The sequence below is a fragment of the Sediminibacterium ginsengisoli genome, from assembly GCF_900167075.1.
GTDB lineage: Bacteria > Bacteroidota > Bacteroidia > Chitinophagales > Chitinophagaceae > Sediminibacterium > Sediminibacterium ginsengisoli.
Genome location: NZ_FUWH01000002.1, coordinates 29,005 through 48,066 on the forward strand (window position 1 = coordinate 29,005; position 19,062 = coordinate 48,066).

Annotated in this window: 20 protein-coding genes; 13 read left to right on the forward strand and 7 right to left on the reverse strand. The window is 48.2% G+C overall.

Features of this window, described 5'->3' with window-relative positions; all coding sequences use genetic code 11:
• The 5 genes from B5D42_RS17820 to B5D42_RS03200 form a co-directional block, all read right to left on the reverse strand.
• Window positions 1-551, reverse strand: a 551-nt coding sequence (locus B5D42_RS17820; RefSeq protein ID WP_217698778.1) for a hypothetical protein, incomplete at its 3' end; no start/stop codon positions are given.
• A gap of 5 nt (window positions 552-556) precedes the next feature.
• Window positions 557-1,561 (reverse strand): PP2C family protein-serine/threonine phosphatase, encoded by a 1,005-nt coding sequence (locus B5D42_RS03185; RefSeq protein WP_078830012.1) that lies wholly within the window; start codon window positions 1,559-1,561, stop codon window positions 557-559.
• A gap of 58 nt (window positions 1,562-1,619) precedes the next feature.
• Window positions 1,620-3,560 carry a bifunctional serine/threonine-protein kinase/formylglycine-generating enzyme family protein gene (locus B5D42_RS03190; RefSeq protein ID WP_078830013.1) on the reverse strand — a complete coding sequence of 647 codons (1,941 nt, stop codon included), beginning with the start codon at window positions 3,558-3,560 and terminating at the stop codon, window positions 1,620-1,622.
• Window positions 3,561-3,917: 357 nt separating this feature from the next.
• Window positions 3,918-4,439, reverse strand: coding sequence for an acyl-CoA thioesterase (locus tag B5D42_RS03195; RefSeq protein ID WP_078830014.1), 522 nt, complete (start codon window positions 4,437-4,439; stop codon window positions 3,918-3,920).
• A 35-nt stretch (window positions 4,440-4,474) separates the two neighbouring features.
• On the reverse strand, window positions 4,475-5,575 hold the full coding sequence (locus B5D42_RS03200) for a mandelate racemase/muconate lactonizing enzyme family protein (RefSeq protein ID WP_078830015.1): 1,101 nt from the start codon (window positions 5,573-5,575) through the stop codon (window positions 4,475-4,477).
• A gap of 174 nt (window positions 5,576-5,749) precedes the next feature.
• On the opposite strand from B5D42_RS03200, the gene B5D42_RS03205 reads away from it, so the two are divergent.
• From B5D42_RS03205 to B5D42_RS03255, 11 genes are all read left to right on the forward strand, one after another.
• Complete coding sequence (locus tag B5D42_RS03205; RefSeq protein ID WP_078830016.1) at window positions 5,750-6,937, forward strand: proline dehydrogenase family protein; 1,188 nt, start codon at window positions 5,750-5,752, stop codon at window positions 6,935-6,937.
• A gap of 67 nt (window positions 6,938-7,004) precedes the next feature.
• Window positions 7,005-7,799: a thymidylate synthase gene (locus B5D42_RS03210; protein WP_078830017.1), complete on the forward strand. Its 795-nt coding sequence runs from the start codon at window positions 7,005-7,007 to the stop codon at window positions 7,797-7,799.
• A 33-nt stretch (window positions 7,800-7,832) separates the two neighbouring features.
• Window positions 7,833-8,333: a dihydrofolate reductase gene (locus tag B5D42_RS03215; protein ID WP_078830018.1), complete on the forward strand. Its 501-nt coding sequence runs from the start codon at window positions 7,833-7,835 to the stop codon at window positions 8,331-8,333.
• A gap of 9 nt (window positions 8,334-8,342) precedes the next feature.
• The gene (locus B5D42_RS03220) at window positions 8,343-8,834 is read left to right on the forward strand and encodes a hypothetical protein (protein ID WP_078830019.1); all 492 of its coding nucleotides are present in this window, start codon (window positions 8,343-8,345) and stop codon (window positions 8,832-8,834) included.
• Window positions 8,835-8,849: 15 nt separating this feature from the next.
• Entirely contained in the window at window positions 8,850-9,647 is a 798-nt protein-coding gene (locus B5D42_RS03225) for an O-methyltransferase (RefSeq protein WP_078830020.1), read from the forward strand.
• A gap of 91 nt (window positions 9,648-9,738) precedes the next feature.
• The gene (locus tag B5D42_RS03230; protein WP_078830472.1) at window positions 9,739-10,860 is read left to right on the forward strand and encodes a Re/Si-specific NAD(P)(+) transhydrogenase subunit alpha; all 1,122 of its coding nucleotides are present in this window, start codon (window positions 9,739-9,741) and stop codon (window positions 10,858-10,860) included.
• Between the two features lie 20 nt (window positions 10,861-10,880).
• Complete coding sequence (locus B5D42_RS03235; RefSeq protein WP_078830021.1) at window positions 10,881-11,192, forward strand: NAD(P) transhydrogenase subunit alpha part 2; 312 nt, start codon at window positions 10,881-10,883, stop codon at window positions 11,190-11,192.
• Window positions 11,193-11,229: 37 nt separating this feature from the next.
• Window positions 11,230-12,663: an NAD(P)(+) transhydrogenase (Re/Si-specific) subunit beta gene (locus tag B5D42_RS03240; RefSeq protein ID WP_078830022.1), complete on the forward strand. Its 1,434-nt coding sequence runs from the start codon at window positions 11,230-11,232 to the stop codon at window positions 12,661-12,663.
• Window positions 12,664-12,708: 45 nt separating this feature from the next.
• Window positions 12,709-14,052, forward strand: coding sequence for a methyltransferase RsmF C-terminal domain-like protein (locus B5D42_RS03245; protein ID WP_262507763.1), 1,344 nt, complete (start codon window positions 12,709-12,711; stop codon window positions 14,050-14,052).
• A 26-nt stretch (window positions 14,053-14,078) separates the two neighbouring features.
• The gene (locus B5D42_RS03250; protein WP_176112888.1) at window positions 14,079-15,104 is read left to right on the forward strand and encodes a LysM peptidoglycan-binding domain-containing protein; all 1,026 of its coding nucleotides are present in this window, start codon (window positions 14,079-14,081) and stop codon (window positions 15,102-15,104) included.
• Window positions 15,105-15,119: 15 nt separating this feature from the next.
• Complete coding sequence (locus tag B5D42_RS03255; RefSeq protein ID WP_078830025.1) at window positions 15,120-15,821, forward strand: rhodanese-like domain-containing protein; 702 nt, start codon at window positions 15,120-15,122, stop codon at window positions 15,819-15,821.
• A gap of 7 nt (window positions 15,822-15,828) precedes the next feature.
• Here the strand turns inward: B5D42_RS03255 and fmt are convergent, their stop codons facing one another.
• The gene (gene fmt, locus B5D42_RS03260) at window positions 15,829-16,782 is read right to left on the reverse strand and encodes a methionyl-tRNA formyltransferase (RefSeq protein ID WP_245825535.1); all 954 of its coding nucleotides are present in this window, start codon (window positions 16,780-16,782) and stop codon (window positions 15,829-15,831) included.
• A 155-nt stretch (window positions 16,783-16,937) separates the two neighbouring features.
• Between fmt and B5D42_RS03265 the strand changes: the two genes are divergently transcribed.
• The gene (locus B5D42_RS03265; RefSeq protein ID WP_078830026.1) at window positions 16,938-17,393 is read left to right on the forward strand and encodes an FKBP-type peptidyl-prolyl cis-trans isomerase; all 456 of its coding nucleotides are present in this window, start codon (window positions 16,938-16,940) and stop codon (window positions 17,391-17,393) included.
• Window positions 17,394-17,490: 97 nt separating this feature from the next.
• On the forward strand, window positions 17,491-18,732 hold the full coding sequence (pepT, locus tag B5D42_RS03270) for a peptidase T (RefSeq protein ID WP_078830027.1): 1,242 nt from the start codon (window positions 17,491-17,493) through the stop codon (window positions 18,730-18,732).
• On the opposite strand, the gene B5D42_RS03275 is transcribed toward pepT, so the two are convergent.
• Window positions 18,729-19,058, reverse strand: a complete 330-nt coding sequence (locus B5D42_RS03275) for a Dabb family protein (RefSeq protein WP_078830028.1) — start codon at window positions 19,056-19,058, stop codon at window positions 18,729-18,731. The two genes, pepT and B5D42_RS03275, sit on opposite strands and share 4 nt — an antisense overlap.
• Window positions 19,059-19,062: the final 4 nt, after the last annotated feature.

Here is a 19,062-nt window from a genome sequence, read left to right on the forward strand (position 1 = left end):
CTTGCTTTATCTGCGGCCTGTGCATCTGCCAATGCATCCTGCTTATGCTTGTCTGCTTCCTGCGCGTCTGCCTGTGCATCCTGTTTTGCTTTTTCAGCGGCCTGCGCATCGTTCACTGCATCCTGCTTTGCTTTCTCCGCCGCCTGTGCATCTGCGAGTGCGTCCTGTTTAGCCTTATCTGCCGCCTGTGCATCCGCCATTGCATCCTGTTTGGCTTTGTCGGCTGCCTGTGCTTCGGCCTGTGCTTTCTGCGCCGCATCAGTTGCTTCCTTCATTTCTGCCTGCGCGCGCTGCGATGCATCCATCGCTTCTTTCATCTCATTCTGCGCGCGCTGCGCTGCCTGTATGGCTTCATTCGCCTCCTGCTGCGCTTTATTCGAGAATTGCGTTGCCTCGTTCGCTTCCTGCTGCGCTTTCTGCGACGAAGTAGTGGCAAGCGATTCGTAATTCTTTATCTTGGTGATCACACTTTCCATCTCCGCCAGGGCAAGCCTGCTCCTGTTTACCAACTGTTCCAGTTCTGCCTCGTATGCGGTTACATTTACTGGCATAGGTTTTATTTTTTGGGTGATGTTTTATTTACAGTGATACTGTCGCTTCCTGCTGCAGCATGCGTGCTGTCTTTTTTACCTGAACTGTCTTCCTGCGGGCGAACCATCATGATAGACCTGACAGTATCTTTCTTCTCCGCAGTATTTTCAACCGTATTTGCCGGTTGTTCTTTCGCTGAAAAACGATCGTATGCGAACCAGCCGCCAGCCGCTACAGCAACGATCAGCAGTAGCAGGGGAAGCAGGATTTTTCCTTTTGCTTTTCCTCCGGCCTGGCCGATATGCAGCAGGTACATGGAGTAATTGTCCTTGGTCTTTCCTTCACAGATCTGTTTGATCTTTTCGCTGTAATTCACATCAGCAGCAAATTCGCCGAGCAGTTCGGGGAAACGGTTTTCCGTAAACTGTTCCATCAGGCCATCAGTACATAACAGGAGCCAGTCGTTCTGCCGGATGTCCTGCAGTACTGCATGTTCTATATCCGTTGCCTTTGTATTTACATTAATGCTCCGCGTGATAATATTGCGTTGCGGATGTGTTTCTGCTTCCTGCTCGGTGATCACGCCCTGCATTACCAGCTCCGCTACCAGTGAATGGTCTTTACTTTTGAATACGGGCCTTCCGTTTCTCAGCTGAAAGATCTTGCTGTCTCCGCACCAGGCAACATAGGCTTTGCCCTGTTGCAATACGGCCAGCGTTAAGGTTGTACTGGTATTGGATGCAGACGGATTATTACTGATAAAAACAGCTGTTTCCGTTTGAAAAAGTTTTAATCCTTTTTCAAGGAGTTGCCTGAAATCCGTTTCATTCCGGATCTCCGCCTTTTCAAATGTTGCATAAAAACTTTTTGTTGCTATCTCTGAAGCCACTTCCCCGAAGCTGCTTCCGCCTACACCATCGCAGACAATAAACAGCGCCGGCGACTGCGGTGTGTATTGCCCGGGCATGATGGCATCTTCCACATTTTTCCTTCCTCCGATCTCATTTAATGAAAACGCTTTGATCTTCATAGCTTGTAGTCTTGATACCGAATGAATTCACTTTCATTCAGTGATTATTATTGGTTGCTCAGTTCGCTGATTTGTCGGCCGCAAGTCTGAAGCCGATATTCTTATTTCTTTTGTTGACCACTTCGGCATTACGGGCTTTTTCATGCACAAAGAATACATCGTTCTCATAATCACCGCCCCGTAAAACCTTTCCCTGCTGTGGTGATGCCTGCTGGTACGGACCATACCAGTCTGATGTCCACTCATATACGTTACCCAGCATGTCGAATAATGCATTGTCATCTCCAGCCTTTGTACCTACTTTATGGGTTGTTTTGCCTGAGTTGTTCATATTCCAGCTGATATTGGCCAGGTCGGGTTCCTTTCCTGCAGGATGTCCGGAAACACATGCGAACTCCCATTCTGCATCAGTAGGCAGACGGAACCTGCTTATCTCGTATTTATTTCCTTTACGGGTGCCTTCTTCCAGCAGTTTATTAAGCGCTGTGATAAACGCCTGTGTATCTTCCCATGAAATACTGTCTGCAGGGAAATCAGCGAAGGTTGTATCCTTGTACCTGTTGTCCTTCATCACGGCATTCCATTCCCTTTGTGTTACTTCATATCTGTTAAGCAGGAACGGATTTACCTGTACCGTATGCTCGGGCCCGTCAAGATTACGTTTCGGGTCGTTGGTGCCCATGGCAAACGAACCTCCCTGCAGGGGTACCAGGTTAGAACCAATGCTGAGTACCATATCTGGTTCAGTAGCTGCTTTTTCATCCTTGTTTCCGGCAGCGAAATTGCTGTAGGCCCAGTAACCACCGCCACCCAGAACAACTGCAATTACTGCTGCAATAAGCCATTTTTTGCTGCCTGCTTTTTTCTCTTCAGGAGCTTCATCAGGAACAGTAGATGCTGCCGCTTTGGGAAGGTCTGCGGGATTGATTTCCTGGGTACTGTCATCAGCTGCGGCCTGTACCGGTTTCCTGGCTGCTTTTGCTTTCGCAGGCTGTGGCGGTTTTGAAGCAGGTTGCGGTGTACTGATCTCCATGGTGTGATCATCGGAAACAGCCGCCGGTGCAGATTGTGTAAAATGATTGAGTGTGGATGCCGGCGCAGGTGAAGCGCTGTTTTCGAAAGGATCGTGCTTTTTCTGGTAAGCCTGTCCCTTGAGTATAGAGATCAGTTCCTCAATGTCACTTGTTCTTTTATTTGCATCAGGGATGATACATTTCAGCAGTACGCTTTTGAATGGCTCCTGCAGTTTCAGCAATCTTTCTTCTATACCCTCTGCGCTTACGATTTTGGTGATCATCTGTGCAGCGGAAGTATCACCGGAACGTGACCCGAACAGCAGATCGCCTGTTAACAGGTAATAAGCCGTTACACCAAAAGCCCATACGTCTACGTTGTAACTGATCTTTTTATTGATGCCATAACGCTCGGGATTGAATTGCTCCGGGGCCATATATTCAATCGTGCCGAGCAGGATAGAAGCACTTGCCTGGTTGGAATCGGCTGCCTTACTGATCCCGAAATCCGCGATCTTGGCCACCAGGCGATTCTGTTTGTCGCGCCCCAGCAGGATATTCTGTGGCTTGATATCGCGGTGTATGATGCCTTCACTGTGCAGGTAACGTAATCCCTCCAGGATGTCGATCAGCAGTTTTTTCAACTGTTCGGTAGTAAGCGGATTCTGACTCATGAAGGTCTTCATCTGCCCCTCCTGCACAAATTCCATTACTCCGATCTGCACTTCTTCTTCCTGACCGTGGAAATTCCGGTTCACAAGGGTTTCAACACCATAATATTTTACGATGTTGGGGTGCGCCAGTATAATGGCTCTTTTGATCTCGTTGATGATCGTGTACTTGTTCGACTGATCCTGGGGATGAAAGAACTTCAAAGCCACGGGCATTTCAAGCACTTTGTCGTAGGCTTTATACACGGTTGCAAATCCACCTTTACCAAGCAAATCCAATTGCGGGTCGTAGATATACTTATTTAATATTTCCATTTTCCTCTGTTATAGCAGTCTCTGAGAATAATAGTTCTGGTTTAACCTCACAGGAATATGATAAGTGAGTAGAGCTCATCACATTGCTGGCAGGCTTGTTACATGACCTACAATTTAACAAATTTTAACAGACGAAGATAGATTTAGGGGAAATCCTGCCGAATACTCCTTTTTAGGGATGGCAGAGATCCGGGCGTGGGCAGGACAAATATAGGTAGTCCGGCTGATCCGGGAGGTTATGTGGAATAAATGTTTGTTTCGGGGCTGCCGGCTGTTCGTTAAATGAGAGTGCCGGTGAGTCACGGATCATGAAAGGCAAAAGAAAAGGCAGGATGATCAAAATCCTGCCTTTTCCTCTTAGCTGATCTTTTCGGCGAAAAGCGCTTTTAATTCATTTGCATCTTCCGGCTTCATTTTATCGGCCAGGATCAGCCTGATCTGTCTTCTTCTGAGGGCGCCTTCATACAGTTTTTTCTCTTCTTCAGACTCCGGGCGCAGTGAAGGGATCTGGCGTGGTTTGCCATTGGGATCCAGGGCTACAAAAGTGAAGAATGCCTCGTTGCTTTCATATTTATACTGATGAAGCAGGTCTTCTCCCCATACTTTCAGGTGAATTTCCATCGAAGTATTAAAGGCACGGCAGACTTTAGCTTCAATATGCACCACATTACCCAGTTTAATAGGATTCTTAAAGCTGAGGTTATCTACCGAAACCGTCATGCTCGGTGTATTACAATGCCTTCCGGCTGCAATGCCGGCTGCAATATCCATCCAGTACATCAGTCGGCCTCCCATGAGGTTACCAAAAGTATTCGTATCATTCGGCAGCACCAGTTCATTCATAATGGTGAAACTCTCGGCCGGTGTTTTTGCTTCCATTCCTTTGCTATTTGTGCAAAGATAGGATGGGGCCGCTAAATCACCTGTTTTTCGAGCTTTGCGAGGTAGCTGTCTGCCACATCGGCCCCGATTCCTGTTGTATTTTCAGGTAAGTACAGGTGCATGCCCTGGTAAGTAACGCCGCCGGTTACCGGATCTTCGAGATGTCCGAGCAGGCAGGTATCGAGATCGTAAAATTTTACATTCGTAAATGCCATGGCGAAATGGACTTTGGCTGTGAGCGCTACACGGCTTTCGAGCATGCCGCCCATCATACAGGGGATGCCGGCAGCTTCTGCTACCCGGTTGATCTTGATAGCTTCGTGAATGCCGCCGCTTTTGGCAAATTTGATATTGATATAAGCCGCCGCATGGTTGCGGATGATCCTTGCCGCATCATGGTGGGTATACACACTTTCATCAGCCATTACAGGTATCGGCGAGATCTTGCAGAGCTCGGGAAGGAGTTCATCGTTCCAGGTGCGCATGGGCTGCTCACAGAATTCGATCTGGTAAGCGGCGAGGCCGGTCAGCGCCTGTACGGCACCTTCATAACTCCAGCCCTGGTTGGCATCGATGCGGATCCTGGTTTCGTAACCGATGGCTTCCCTGATCTGCCTGATCCGTTCAATATCTTCCAGAGGTTCTTTACCCAGTTTTACCTTGATCACTCTTACTCCCTTTTCACGGAAGCCGGCAGCAGTTGCGGCCATTTCAGCTGGTGTGCCGATACCAATGGTAAGATCGCTTTCGATCTCTCTCAGCTCACCGCCCAGGAATTTATACAGCGGCAGGTTGGCAGCTTTGGCCGCGATATCGTATAAAGCAAGGTCGAAAGCGCTTTTGGCGGTATAGTTGCGCGCAGTGAACAGGTCCAGCTCGGCGAGCCGGGCACTGATATCCGACGCATCTTTTCCTTTCCAGACAGCCGCGAAATCTTTGGCCATTTCAAAACAGGTAGCCTGGGTTTCGCCAACGATCATCGGGAATGCAGAACATTCACCCACACCGGTAATACCGGCATCCGTATGTACACGGATAAAAAGATTCTGTGCAAAATGCATCGTGCCCGTGGCTATGGTAAATGGAACCATCGGGATCGAATACTTATAGATTTCTATGCTTGTAATGATCATGCGCGAATTTCAGGATTTCTGACTTATACCCGCAAGCTTTTTTAAGGGCGGATCATATTATGTTTTACCCGTATGAACAAAGCCCGCCACCAAAAATTATTGCCGATTATCGCAAAACCTTTTTTTACTTACCGAACAGCAACCGATATTCGCGTAACGAACGAATGTTAGCACATGAATATATCTTTCGACAATACAGAGAATGCATTTGCCTATAAGTCCGATAAAGACCTGAAAGGAGCCAGATTGTTGTTCAGGACCATGGGTTATCCCTGGTTTGTACAGCTGGGTACCCGCCTCACGCCTTTTATCATGAAAACCGGCCTGCCTGTTCATGGCCTGATCCGTAAAACCATTTTCAAACAGTTTGTAGGAGGTGAAACACTGGAACAGACTGCGGAAGTTGGCGATATCCTGGGTAAATACGGCGTTGATGTGATTCTTGATTATGGTGTTGAAGGAAAAGAAGGTGAAGCCAGCTTCGATCATGCTACAGACGAGTTCATACGTGTGATCCAGTATGCCGCTACCAAGGGAAATATCCCTTTTATCAGTGTAAAAGTGACCGGTATCGCCCGTTTTGCATTGCTGCAGACGCTCGATGAAGCGCCACGACTGAGAAGTGGTATTCATGATCATGAAGCCCAGATCCAGGAATGGGACCGTGTACGTGAAAGAATGTATTCGATTTGCGAAGCCGCAGCTGAAAAGGGTATCGGTGTATTGGTGGATGCGGAGGAAAGCTGGATCCAGGACCCGGTAGACAGGCTGACCATGGAAATGATGGCGCTGTTCAATAAAGAGAAAGTAATTGTTTACAATACGATACAGTTATACAGGCACGACAGGCTGCATTTCCTGCAGATGTCGCACCGCATTGCACGTGAGCAGGGCTTCCTGCTGGGTGTGAAGCTGGTACGCGGCGCTTATATGGAAAAGGAAAGGGCGCGAGCCGCACAACGCAAAGGCGTTTCGCCGATACAGCCTGATAAGGAAAGTACCGACAGGGATTATAATGCGGCAGTATCCTATTGCATTGATCACCTGGATGAGATCTCCGTTATTGTGGCATCGCATAATGAAGAGAGCAATCTCCGTGCTGCGAAACTGCTCGATGAAAAAGGCATCAATCACCATCATCCCCATATCCATTTTTCACAGTTATACGGCATGAGCGATAATATTACGTTCAACCTCGCCAAGGAAGGATTCAGCGTAAGCAAATACCTTCCTTTCGGTCCTATACGTGATGTGATCCCTTACCTGATGCGCCGGGCACAGGAGAACAGCAGTGTAAGCGGGCAAACAGGCCGCGAACTGTCGCTCATCAATAAGGAACTGGCAAGAAGAAAAGGCCGCTAAGGTTTTTTCCCCATAAGGTGAAAATCATTCGGCGCTTCATCGGCTGCAGAAACGTAATTTGCACCTTATGCGGCAATACCAGCAATTACTTCAGCATATCCTTGACAACGGAACCGAAAAGACCGACCGTACCGGTACGGGCACGATCAGCTGTTTCGGGTACCAGATGCGATTCAACCTGCAGGAAGGTTTTCCGATGGTCACCACCAAGAAACTGCACCTCAAAAGCATTGTTTATGAGCTGCTCTGGTTTTTGAAAGGGGATACCAATATCCGTTACCTAACCGATCATGGTGTGAGCATCTGGAACGAATGGGCCGATGCCAATGGCGAACTGGGGCCGGTATACGGCAAGCAATGGCGCAGCTGGGCGGGCGCAGACGGGACGGTTGTGGACCAGATCGCAGACCTGATCAGCCAGATTAAGAAAAACCCGGATAGCCGCCGCCTGATCGTAAGCGCCTGGAATGTGGCAGAACTACCCAAAATGGCATTGATGCCCTGCCATGCACTGTTTCAGTTTTATGTAGCTGATGGCAAGCTGAGCTGCCAGCTGTACCAGCGCAGTGCGGATGCTTTTCTCGGTGTGCCTTTCAATATCGCATCTTATGCCTTGCTTACCATGATGGTGGCACAGGTCTGCGGATTGGAATACGGTGATTTTGTGCATAGTTTCGGCGATGTGCATTTGTACAGCAATCACCTGGAACAGGCAAAGCTGCAACTCAGCCGCGAACCTTACCCGCTGCCGGTAATGAAACTGAATCCTGAAGTGAAAGATATTTTCGGTTTCTCCTTCGGGGATTTCACACTGGAGAATTACCAGCATCATCCGCATATCAAGGCACCGGTAGCTGTATAGCACCGGAATGGTTTCAAGATTTAAACAAGAGCTATGCTTATTTCACTTGTTGTGGCAGCTGCAGAAAACAATGCTATCGGGAAGGATAACCGGTTGCTGTGGAAGTTGCCGAACGATATGCGTTTTTTCAAAAGCACTACCTGGGCAATGCCGGTGGTAATGGGAAGAAAAACATTCGAATCATTGTCGGGCAAGCCGCTGCAGGGCCGGCTGAATATCGTGATCACGCGCCAGCAGGATTTTCAGGCAGAAGGTATTGTGGTTGTTCACTCACTGGAAGCTGCGATCAGCGAGGCGGAAAAAGCGGATTATAAAGAAGTATATGTAATAGGCGGTGGCGAGATCTACAAAGCATCATTGCCGCAGGCTGATAAGGTTTACCTCACCAAAGTACATACACAGATCGACGGAGACACATTTTTTCCCGAACTTGACCCGGTTGAATGGAAACTGGCTTCCGAACACCGTTATGAAGCAGACGAGAAGCATGCTTATGCATACAGTTTCCAGGTCTGGGATCGTATCCGGTCTTAATACTGCGGTATGATCAGCTTTTTTGAAATAGCATATTCCCTGGTTGTTCCATTATTATTAGTAATAGTATGGACAGCTGGTACCCGTCTTGCCGGTTACTCGCGTGCAGTACTGGCTTCGGTAAACCTGCTGATGGTGATCTATGCCGTATTTCTTGTACGCCAGGCGATCGGGATCATACAATTGATGAAAAGCCTGGGTGTTACCAGTACTGTAGCGGAACATACTTCTTTATGGCCGCCGGATGCGGTTGCCTTTCGTTTTATTGCGCTGGTGCTTCTTTGTGTATTATTCCTTTTCGGAAAATTCCGTTCTTCCGGGATACTCAGCGTTGTTATGCTGGCTTTATTGTACAAGGATCATCCGGCGTCTACCTGGAATACCTTCGACCTGTTTTTCAAGATATTGAATTATATATGCCTGTTATGTTCGGCATATGCTTTACTTTGGCTTTTGGCCTTATTGCCGTTTCAGCGGCGCAACAGGGTTCGGCACTCATAAAACCAGCAGGCAATTATGTATTCACCGGTTCAGTTAGGATTTAAGTATCTCAGGTATTATATCACCGCATCCAACGGTAAAGGGCACGGCGTTCATTCACCTTTTGTATTCAGTTTTATTACACAGGTGCTGAACGATCAGCGTCAGTTTTATGCGTATTCGCAGCTGGAAGCATTACGTAAAGATTTATTGTCCGATCACCGGGAAATAACACTGGAAGATTTCGGTGCCGGTTCGCGTATTAAAAAAGACAATGTAAGAAAGTTATCTTCCATTGCAGCCACTTCACTGAAACCGGCCAAATTCAGCCAGCTGCTGTTCCGTATAGCAGATCATTTTAAGCCTTCCGTGATCCTTGAACTGGGAACCTCACTGGGTATTACCACTTCTTATCTTGCATCTGCAAATCCCGCAGCCCGGATCACTACGATGGAAGGGGCTTCTGCTGTGGCTGCTGTGGCAAAAAATAATTTCAGTAAACTTGGCCTCGGCAACATCAGGGTTGTTGAAGGCAATTTCGATCATACACTTGCAGAAACCTTAACAACCATACCCCTGATCGACCTCGCTTTTCTCGATGGCAATCATCGTTATGAGCCTACGGTCAGGTACTTCAGGCAAATTCTCCCTCACCTGCAGGAGCACAGCATCGTGATACTAGACGATATTCACTGGAGCGCCGAAATGGAACAGGCCTGGGATGAGGTACGCGGGATGGAAGAAGTGACCCTGAGTATCGACCTCTTTTTTATCGGCATCGTTTTCTTCAGAAAAGAACAAAAAGAGAAGCAGCATTTCAGCATTCGTTTCTGACCCGGATAAGATTTTCGCACGCATATGATCTTTCTTTAACCGCTGGTATATCCATCGGTCAGAAATGGCGAAAAAATCTTACATTGAAGTCATGATTGTTGGCATACTTAGGGAACCAAACCACGATAAAAGAGTGTCCCTGTTACCCGAACAGGCGAAGTCACTGATCAAAAACAATACGCGGGTACTGGCAGAAGCGGGGGCAGGCGCAGCGGCGTTTGCAGCAGACGAAGCCTATGTTGCTTCGGGTGTTGCCATCGCTTCGCGCGATGAGATCCTGCAGCAAAGTGATCTTATACTGGCTATCCAGCCGCTTACAGCAAATGATCTCACTAAACTGAAGTCCGGTACCGTAGTAATTGGTGTTTACCAGCCCCTGTTTACGGCACCGCTGATGCAGGATTGGGCCCGGGCACAACTCACCACTTTCAGCCTGGATATGATCCCCCGTACAACCCGCGCGCAGAGCATGGATGTATTGAGTAGTCAGGCGAATATAGCGGGTTACAGGGCCGTATTGCTGGCCGCAACCTTATATCCACGGTATTTCCCGATGTTCATGACCGCAGCAGGAAGTATCACGCCTGCAAGAGTACTGGTACTCGGAGCCGGTGTGGCGGGATTGCAGGCAGTGGCAACGGCAAGAAGGCTGGGTGCTGTGGTGGAAGTGTCGGATACAAGACCGGCCGTGAAAGAAGAAGTGATGAGTCTCGGTGCCAAATTCATTGAAGTGGAAGGTGCTGCAGATGCTTCCGGCGCAGGTGGTTATGCGGTTGAGCAATCGGAAGAGTATAAACGCAGGCAGCAGCAGCGGCTTGCTGAATCTGTGGCCAAATCAGATATCATCATCACAACAGCGCAGATCCCCGGCAAAAAAGCGCCGCTGCTGATCACCGAAGCCATGCTCGACAGCATGCGCGCAGGCAGTGTGATCATTGATCTTGCAGCATCAACAGGCGGAAACGTGGCCGGTACACAGAACGATACAACTGTTTATCATAAAGGGATCTGTATCGTAGGCAACAGCAGCCTGGCATCGGATATGCCTTCGGATGCAAGTAAATTATATGGGAAAAATGTGCTCAATTTTATGCAGCTCATCATGGATAAGGAAGGAAACCTGCTGCTGAATTTTGAAGATGATATTGTAAAAGGAAGTTGTGTTACACATAACGGCGCAGTAGTACATGACCGTGTACTTGGCCTGTTGTAAAAAGTGATAAAGTAAAAAATATGGAAACAATGCTCAGCTGGATACATGCAAACATTGAGATCATCTACATCGTGATCCTCTCCGTTTTCCTCGGGATAGAAGTGATCGGCCGCGTGCCCAGCGTATTGCATACGCCTTTAATGAGCGGTGCCAATGCCATTCACGGAGTAGTGATTATCGGTGCCATCATTGTTATGGGAAGGGTAGAAGCTGATAATTACGCAGCGCTGATTGTAGGGTTTCTGGCAGTGATCCTGGGAACGCTGAATGTGGTAGGCGGTTTCATGGTAACCGACAGGATGCTCGAAATGTTCAAAAAGAAAAAAGCCTGATCATCTTTCATCAACGCAACGATTCAAAAAAAGCTTTATGGGTTTAAGTCTCCTTACAGTTATTTACCTGCTCGGATCTGTTACATTCATTGTAGGATTGAAAATGCTCTCACATCCGGAAACTGCCCGCAAAGGGAATCTGCTGGCAGCTGCAGGCATGACAATAGCCATCTTCGGCACTATTTTCCTGTATGAAGAAGATGGTGTAAAACTCCATAATTACGCCTGGATCTTCGGCGGACTTGCCATCGGTACCATTACGGGTCTGATGGCCGCGAAGAAAGTAAAGATGACGGCGATGCCAGAAATGGTAAGCCTTTTCAATGGAATGGGCGGTGCCTGTGCCATGTTGATATCTGTTGTGGAATTCGATCATATTTACCAGGTACATAAAGCAACGGAAAGCATGTCGCTTTCTGCAGCTGTTCCGTTCGGTCATTACCTTACCATTATAGCGGGCGCTATCATTGGCAGTATTTCCTTTGCCGGCAGCGTGGTTGCCTGGGGTAAACTCAACGGCAGGATCAAAGACTTCTCTTTCCGCGGTCAGCATATATTCAATCTTATCTTATTTGCAGCAATACTGATGGCGGCTTTCTTTTTAACCTACCCGTCGGATGTACAGCATGCACGTATGCCGTTTTATATTACGGTAGGACTGGCACTGCTCTACGGAATTTTCTTTGTGTTGCCCATTGGCGGTGCCGATATGCCGGTGGTGATCTCCCTGCTGAACTCTTTTACCGGGGTTGCGGCAGCCTGTGGTGGCTTCCTGTACAACAACCAGGTAATGCTTACCGGTGGTATTCTGGTAGGAGCTGCCGGAACCCTGCTCACGATACTGATGTGTAAGGCGATGAACCGCAGCCTGGTGAATGTGCTTGTAGGTTCATTCGGTGGTAAGGCAGGTGCTGCTTCAGCTTCGGGAGGAAGCCAGGGAAGCTACAAAGAGATCAGTATATCAGACGCGGCTGTCTGCATGGCTTATGCCAATAAAGTGATCATTGTGCCGGGTTACGGACTCGCCGTTGCGCAGGCACAGCACGTTTGTCATGAACTGGAGAAGCTGCTGGAAGAAAAAGGAGTTACGGTTGCTTATGCTATCCACCCGGTAGCGGGAAGAATGCCCGGACATATGAACGTATTACTGGCCGAATCGGACGTCAGTTATGATAAACTGATGGAGATGGAGCAGGCCAACGACGAGTTCAAAACAACCGATGTAGTGCTGGTGCTGGGCGCCAATGATGTTGTGAATCCTGCAGCCAAAACCGATCCGGCTTCGCCTATCTATGGTATGCCGGTGCTGGAAGTGGAACAGGCCAAAACCATTATCGTGAACAAACGCAGCATGAAGCCCGGTTATGCAGGTATTGAAAATGAACTTTTCTTTCATCCGCGTACATCCATGCTGTTCGGTGATGCAAAAGCAGCATTGCAGAAACTGGTTACAGAGATCAAAAATATATAGCCGGTCCGGGCTTTTGATTCCGGCGTATCTTTGCATAAAAAAAGATTGATCCCTTCCTCTCTTTTACAATCGCTGGAAAGTATGCCGGGTTTCAGTCGTGCCGACTTTGAAGCTGTGCATGCTTCAGGAGTGCAGGTAACTTCTGTGCGGCTCAATCCGGCCAAACAACCCGATACTTTTTCACTCCCTTTTTCCGGCCAGGTACCCTGGTGCAGGGATGGGAGATATTTGTCTGAACGACCTTCTTTCACATTCGACCCCATATTTCATGCCGGTGCTTACTATGTACAGGAAGCCAGCAGTATGTTCCTCTGGCATGCACTGCAGGCAACCATAACAGAACCGGCAGGAATGAAAGTGCTGGATCTCTGTGCGGCACCCGGCGGAAAAAGCACACTGGCCGCTACATATTTTGAAAAGGGACTGGTGGTTTCCAATGAAGTGATCCGTGCGAGGGCTGCTGTTCTGGCTGAGAACACGGCTAAATGGGGAACAGGAAATATCATTGTAACCAACAACGACCCGGCGCATTTTCAACCTTTCGGAGATTATTTCGATGCGATGATCATAGACGCTCCGTGCAGCGGCAGCGGCCTGTTCAGGAAAGACCCTGATGCAGTAACCGAATGGAGTGAAGGCAATGTTGAACTCTGCAGCCAGCGTCAGCAGCGGATACTGGCAGACAGTCTTCCTGCATTGAAAGAAGGCGGTATGTTATACTACTCCACCTGTTCGTATTCGCAGGCAGAGAACGAGGATATAGCCGACTGGCTGATCCGCGAAATGGATATGGAATCGGTGGAAATACCAGTAGAAGAATGGGGCATCATAACCACAAGATCGGAGCAGGGCGCGTACGGCTATCGGTTTTACCCGCACCGTCTGAACGGGGAAGGCTTTTTCATGGCCGTATTCCGTAAAAAAGGGGCCGGTAGTTCCGGGCGGCTCAAAGAACAGCAGCTTGTACTTCCCGGAAAGCAGGAAATGCAGCAACTGGCAGATTTTATGCCTTTACCGGCTGGTTATGCTTATTTCAAACAGGCAGAAAGCATCCGTGCAATACCTGAACAATGGCTGACCGATCTGAAAATGCTGGCAGCAAGACTTTATATCAGGCGCGCAGGTACAGAAATCGGCAGTATCAAGGGAAAGGATGTGATTCCGGCGCATGAATTGGCATTAAGTTTGTTCCCTCTGGGGCATTTTCCGGCGCTGAACCTTCAAAAAGAGGATGCATTGCAATATCTTCGGCGCAAAGAGTTCAGTGCGGAAGGCGTAAAAGGCTGGAACCTGATACGCTGTGAAGGATTGCCACTGGGTTGGGTGAAAGTGTTACCGAACAGGGTAAACAACTATTATCCCGCCGAATGGCGTATTTTGAAAAACTAAAATTGCAGATTGCAACTCCCAAGAATATGAAGAAATATTTTCTGATCATCGCTTCACTTTTTACCATAGCCTTATCCGCACAGGATAAACAGGTGATCAAGGGAACACCGCCAACACAGTATATTGAACATAAAGTAAAAGACGGGGAAACATTAGGTTCTATCGGCAGAAAATATGGTAAAACTGTAGCCCAGATTGCCAAAGCCAATAAAATCAAAACTTCGGGACTTCTTAAAAAAGGTGCGGTCCTTAAAATACCCGTTACAGCCAAAAACTTAAGCACACAACCTGCTACCAATACCACATCATCTGCTTCCGGTACTGCTATTTATCATAAAGTGGCGAAAGGAGAGAACCTGTACAAGATCAGCCAGGCTTATCATAAAGTAGATGTGAAACTCCTCCGTGAATGGAATGGGCTCAAAAATGATGTGGTAAAAGTGGGGCAGCAACTCATTGTTGGTTATATCAAATCCAACGATAATGTCTCTGCCGTAAAATCAGCCCCGGCACAGGAACCGGTAATCATCCAGCAGGCACCGGTAACTGCGGAAGCAACTCCGGTTAGTACAGCTCCTGCTAAAAAAGAAGAAATACCTGCTGTAAAAGAAAAAGAACCGGCAGCCACCACAACACCGGTAACACCGGTTGCGGCTCCAAAAACCATTGCACCTGAGCCTGTAGCCAAAACAGCCCCTGCAGATGAATATGCTTATACACCTCAGCAGGGCGATGAAGGCTATTTTGCTATCCCATATGCAAAAAAAGAGGCAAACGCCACACAGCAATTCAGGAGCGGAGATGCGGCTACATTCAAAACCATCAGTGGCTGGTCGGATAGAAAATTCTATGTGCTGATCAATGATGTAGCACCCGGAACTATTGTACGTATTACCGGAACGAACAATAAAAGCATCTGCGCCAAAGTACTTTCTTCACTGGTAGAAACCAAAGGCGGAACAGGATTGCTGCTGCGTATGAGCAATTCTGCTGCTGCAGCATTGGGGATGTCTGATACACGCTTCCCGGTTTCCGTTACTTTTTTTGAATAACCAGGTTCTATTGTTATGAAGCAGGTCTCAGCACGTTTTTGTGTCCCATTCTTTTATTTATTCCTCTTATCTTTTAATGCTGTTGCGCAGGATGAGATCAGTCCGGCCGAATTCAGCAAAAAAATGACTGTGTCCGGTATACAACTGCTGGATGTACGTACGGCGGCTGAATTTAAATCCGGTCATTTACAGCATGCATTACAGGCGGACTGGCTTCGGAAAGATGAGTTTACAGAAAGAACAAAATACCTCGACAAACAGAAACCTCTGCTCATTTACTGTGCATCGGGCATCCGCAGTGCACAGGCTGCCAAAATGTTGCGGGAGCAGGGGTTTACAAATGTTCAGAACCTGGAAGGCGGCCTGGTTGCCTGGAAATTGGCTGGCAATAAGGTAGAAACTTCCGATAATATTCTACAGCTCAGCCTGGAAACATATAAGCAAAGCATCCCTGCGCAAGGCCTGGTGCTGGTAGAATTTGGTGCCGACTGGTGCCCGCCCTGCCAGGCCATGCTGCCTGTGCTGGACAAACTAGGAAAAGATCTGAAAGGAAAATACACTCCTGTTCGTATAGATGGTGGCGTACATACAGACCTGATGAAAGCGCTCAACGTTCCTGCAATTCCTTTTTTTATCGTGTATAAAAACGGGAAAGAAACCTGGCGTAAACAGGGTGTGGTGACATACGAAGACCTGAAAGCGCAATTAATGAACTGATGTTGTACTATTTTCCGCCTAATCGGTAGCCGCGGAGAAAATCTGCAACCAGCATTCTTTTTTTGCCTTCCAGCTGCATATCCAGGATATGGATATAACCATCCGCGCACGCAAATTTCAGAAAGCTTTTCCCATCACTATTTACTGTACCGGGCGTATCATGGTGCGAAACGATCTCTTTGGCACATGCGAATACCTTCAGGATCTTTCCATCCAGCGAACTGAGCGCGCCTGGAAAAGGGGCCAGGCCACGCACCAGGTTGTAAATATGTTCTGCAGGCAGATCCCATTGAATACGGCAGGTTTCCGTAAATAGCTTGGGTGCATGTTTCAGTCCGCCTGCAGGTGCCTGCTGCGGATGATCCTGCAATGTGCCTTCAGCGAGCTGCTGTATTGTTTTTACGAGCAACGATGCGCCGATGGTTTTCATCCGGTCGTGCACATCGCCGGCAGTATCATCCGGTCCGATCGGAAAACTTTCCTGTAATAAAATGTTACCCGTATCGATCTCGTGCTGCAGTTTAAAAGTGGTCACACCTGTTTCCTTTTCCCCGTTGATCACCGCCCAGTTGATCGGTGCAGCACCACGGTATTGTGGTAACAGGGAACCATGCAGGTTGATGGTACCGAGGCGGGGCATGTTCCAGACCATTTCCGGAAGCATGCGGAATGCCACTACTACCTGTACATCAGCCTTCAGCGTTTCCAGTTCTGCGATAAAACCCGGGTCGCGGAGTTTTTCAGGCTGGAGCAGATGAAGCCCCTGTTCTGCCGCGTACTTCTTTACCGCACTTTCCGACAGTTTCAGTCCGCGCCCGGCAGGCTTGTCCGGAGCCGTAACCACTGCCACCACATTACCGCCCGCTTTAACAAGCGCATCCAGCGATGCCACTGCAAATTCGGGCGTACCCATGAATATGATCCTTAACTGCTGTAATGAAGAAATTGTACCGCTTATCATGCTGCAAATGTAAAACACTGTACTCCTGCAGCGGTTAATTGCGTAAAATAATCCCCGTAAAAAGGGCTGATGCCGCAATACGCCAAAAAAACTCCCGGCACTGCATTTTAGGTTGTACTTTTGGCGGAAAGATTTTCTGATTATAATAGTAAAACATGCAACAAGTTAAAAAAGGTGATACTGTTAAAGTACATTATCACGGTAAACTGGAAGACGGCAGTACTTTCGATTCTTCAGCAGGCCGCGAACCACTGGAGTTTGAAGTAGGTGGCGGAATGGTGATCCCGGGTTTTGATAATGGCGTTACCGGTATGGCCATCGGGGAAAAGAAAACAATCCATATCCCTGCAGACGAGGCCTATGGCCCCAAGCAGGATGAACTGATCATGGAATTCCCTAAAGATCGTTTTCCCCAGGATATGACCCCGGAAGTTGGTATGCAACTGGCTATGAACAATGGTGCAGGACAGCAATTACCGGTAACTATCACTGAAGTAAAGGAAGATGTGGTAGTGCTTGATGCCAACCATCCGCTCGCAGGCAAAGACCTGATCTTCGACCTGGAACTGGTTGCTATCGATGGCGGCAGTCCGCTGATCATTATGCCTTAATCATTTGTCAGCATAAATGTAAGAGCGCTCACCTGTTATATACGAGTGAGCGCTTTGCTTTTTTCAAATACCCTAACTTGCCGCTCAAAGCAAGTATATGAATTCTACTCTTTCCCCGGTTGCAGAAAGGTTTATGCGTTATGTGCAGGTAGACACACAGAGTGATCCGCAGTCTTCAGCACATCCTTCCACAGAAAAGCAGAAGCATTTGTCTGCATTGCTGGCCGGGGAACTCAATGCAATGGGCATCGAAGCAGAAACTGATGTTTATGGTTATGTATATGCCACTATCCCGTCGAACAGTGCAAAGCAGGTGCCTGTGATCTGTTTCTGCAGTCATGTGGATACAGCGCCCGACTGCAGCGGCACCCATGTAAAGCCGATACTGTATCCTGCTTACGATGGCGGGGATATTATTCTGCCGGATGATCCGAAGCAGGTGATCAGGCCTGCTGATTATCCGTACCTGCTTCAGCATACAGGCAAGCCGGTGATCACGGCGAGCGGACTTACCTTACTGGGCGCCGATGATAAAAGCGGCGTTGCGATCATCATGCAGCTGGCGCAATACCTGGTAACGCATCCGGAGATCATTCACGGCGATATTAAAATACTGTTTACGCCAGATGAAGAAGTGGGAAAGGGAACAGCGATGCTCGACATGCAGAAGCTCGGCGCCGATTTCGGTTACACGCTGGATGGAGGCGAGCTGGGCACATTTGAAGATGAAACATTCAGTGCGGATGGCGTTGAGATCAGGATTCAGGGTGTGATCGCTCATCCGGGTTATGCAAAAGGTAAACTGGTGAATGCAATGAAGATCGCCGGAAAGATCCTTGCGGCACTTCCGTCTGAGGAATGGGCACCGGAAGTAACGGAAGGCCGGCAAGGCTTTGTTCATCCTGTAAGAATAGAAGGCGCTGCAGAACAGGCAGAGCTTGAGTTCATCATCAGGGACTTCGATACAAAAATGCTCGCAGTGCATGAAGAGCGGTTGAAAAATATCGCAGCAAAAGTGCTGGCCGAATATCCCAATGCAGGTATGACGTTCACGGTAACTGAACAGTACCGTAACATGAAAGAAGTGCTCGATAATTTCCCGCAGGTGAGTGCCTATGCCATGGAAGCCTACACCCGTGCGGGTTTAACGGTAACCAAAGAGCCTATACGCGGTGGTACTGATGGCAGCAGGCTCAGCTTTATGGGACTGCCCTGTCCCAATATATTTACAGGTATGCAGGCTATCCACAGCCGGCATGAATGGATCGGTGTGCACGATATGGAAAAAGCTGTTGAGGTGCTCACAGAACTGGTGCAGGTCTGGGAAGAAAGAAGTTAAACAGGTTTTGCCCCAACGCTGTCATACACCAGCGCTTTGTTCCAGAGATGTTTGCAGGTATCTACAAAATGAAGATGGATCGGGTCTTGCAGGTAATGCTCGTAAGCGTCCTTTGAAGTAAAAACAACCAGGAAGGAGAATGAATAGCTTCCTTCCACTGTTTCGCCCGTTGATGCTGTATGCGGAACCCCGATATGGCATTGCTGAATGGCGGCTATCTTAACCAGCTTTTCCAACCCTTTCAGCAATGCCATATAATCGTTTTCATTCCCGGGATTATTCAGCCAGAAATAAACCTGGTGAATGAAATGTTCCTGCTTCAGCATATTT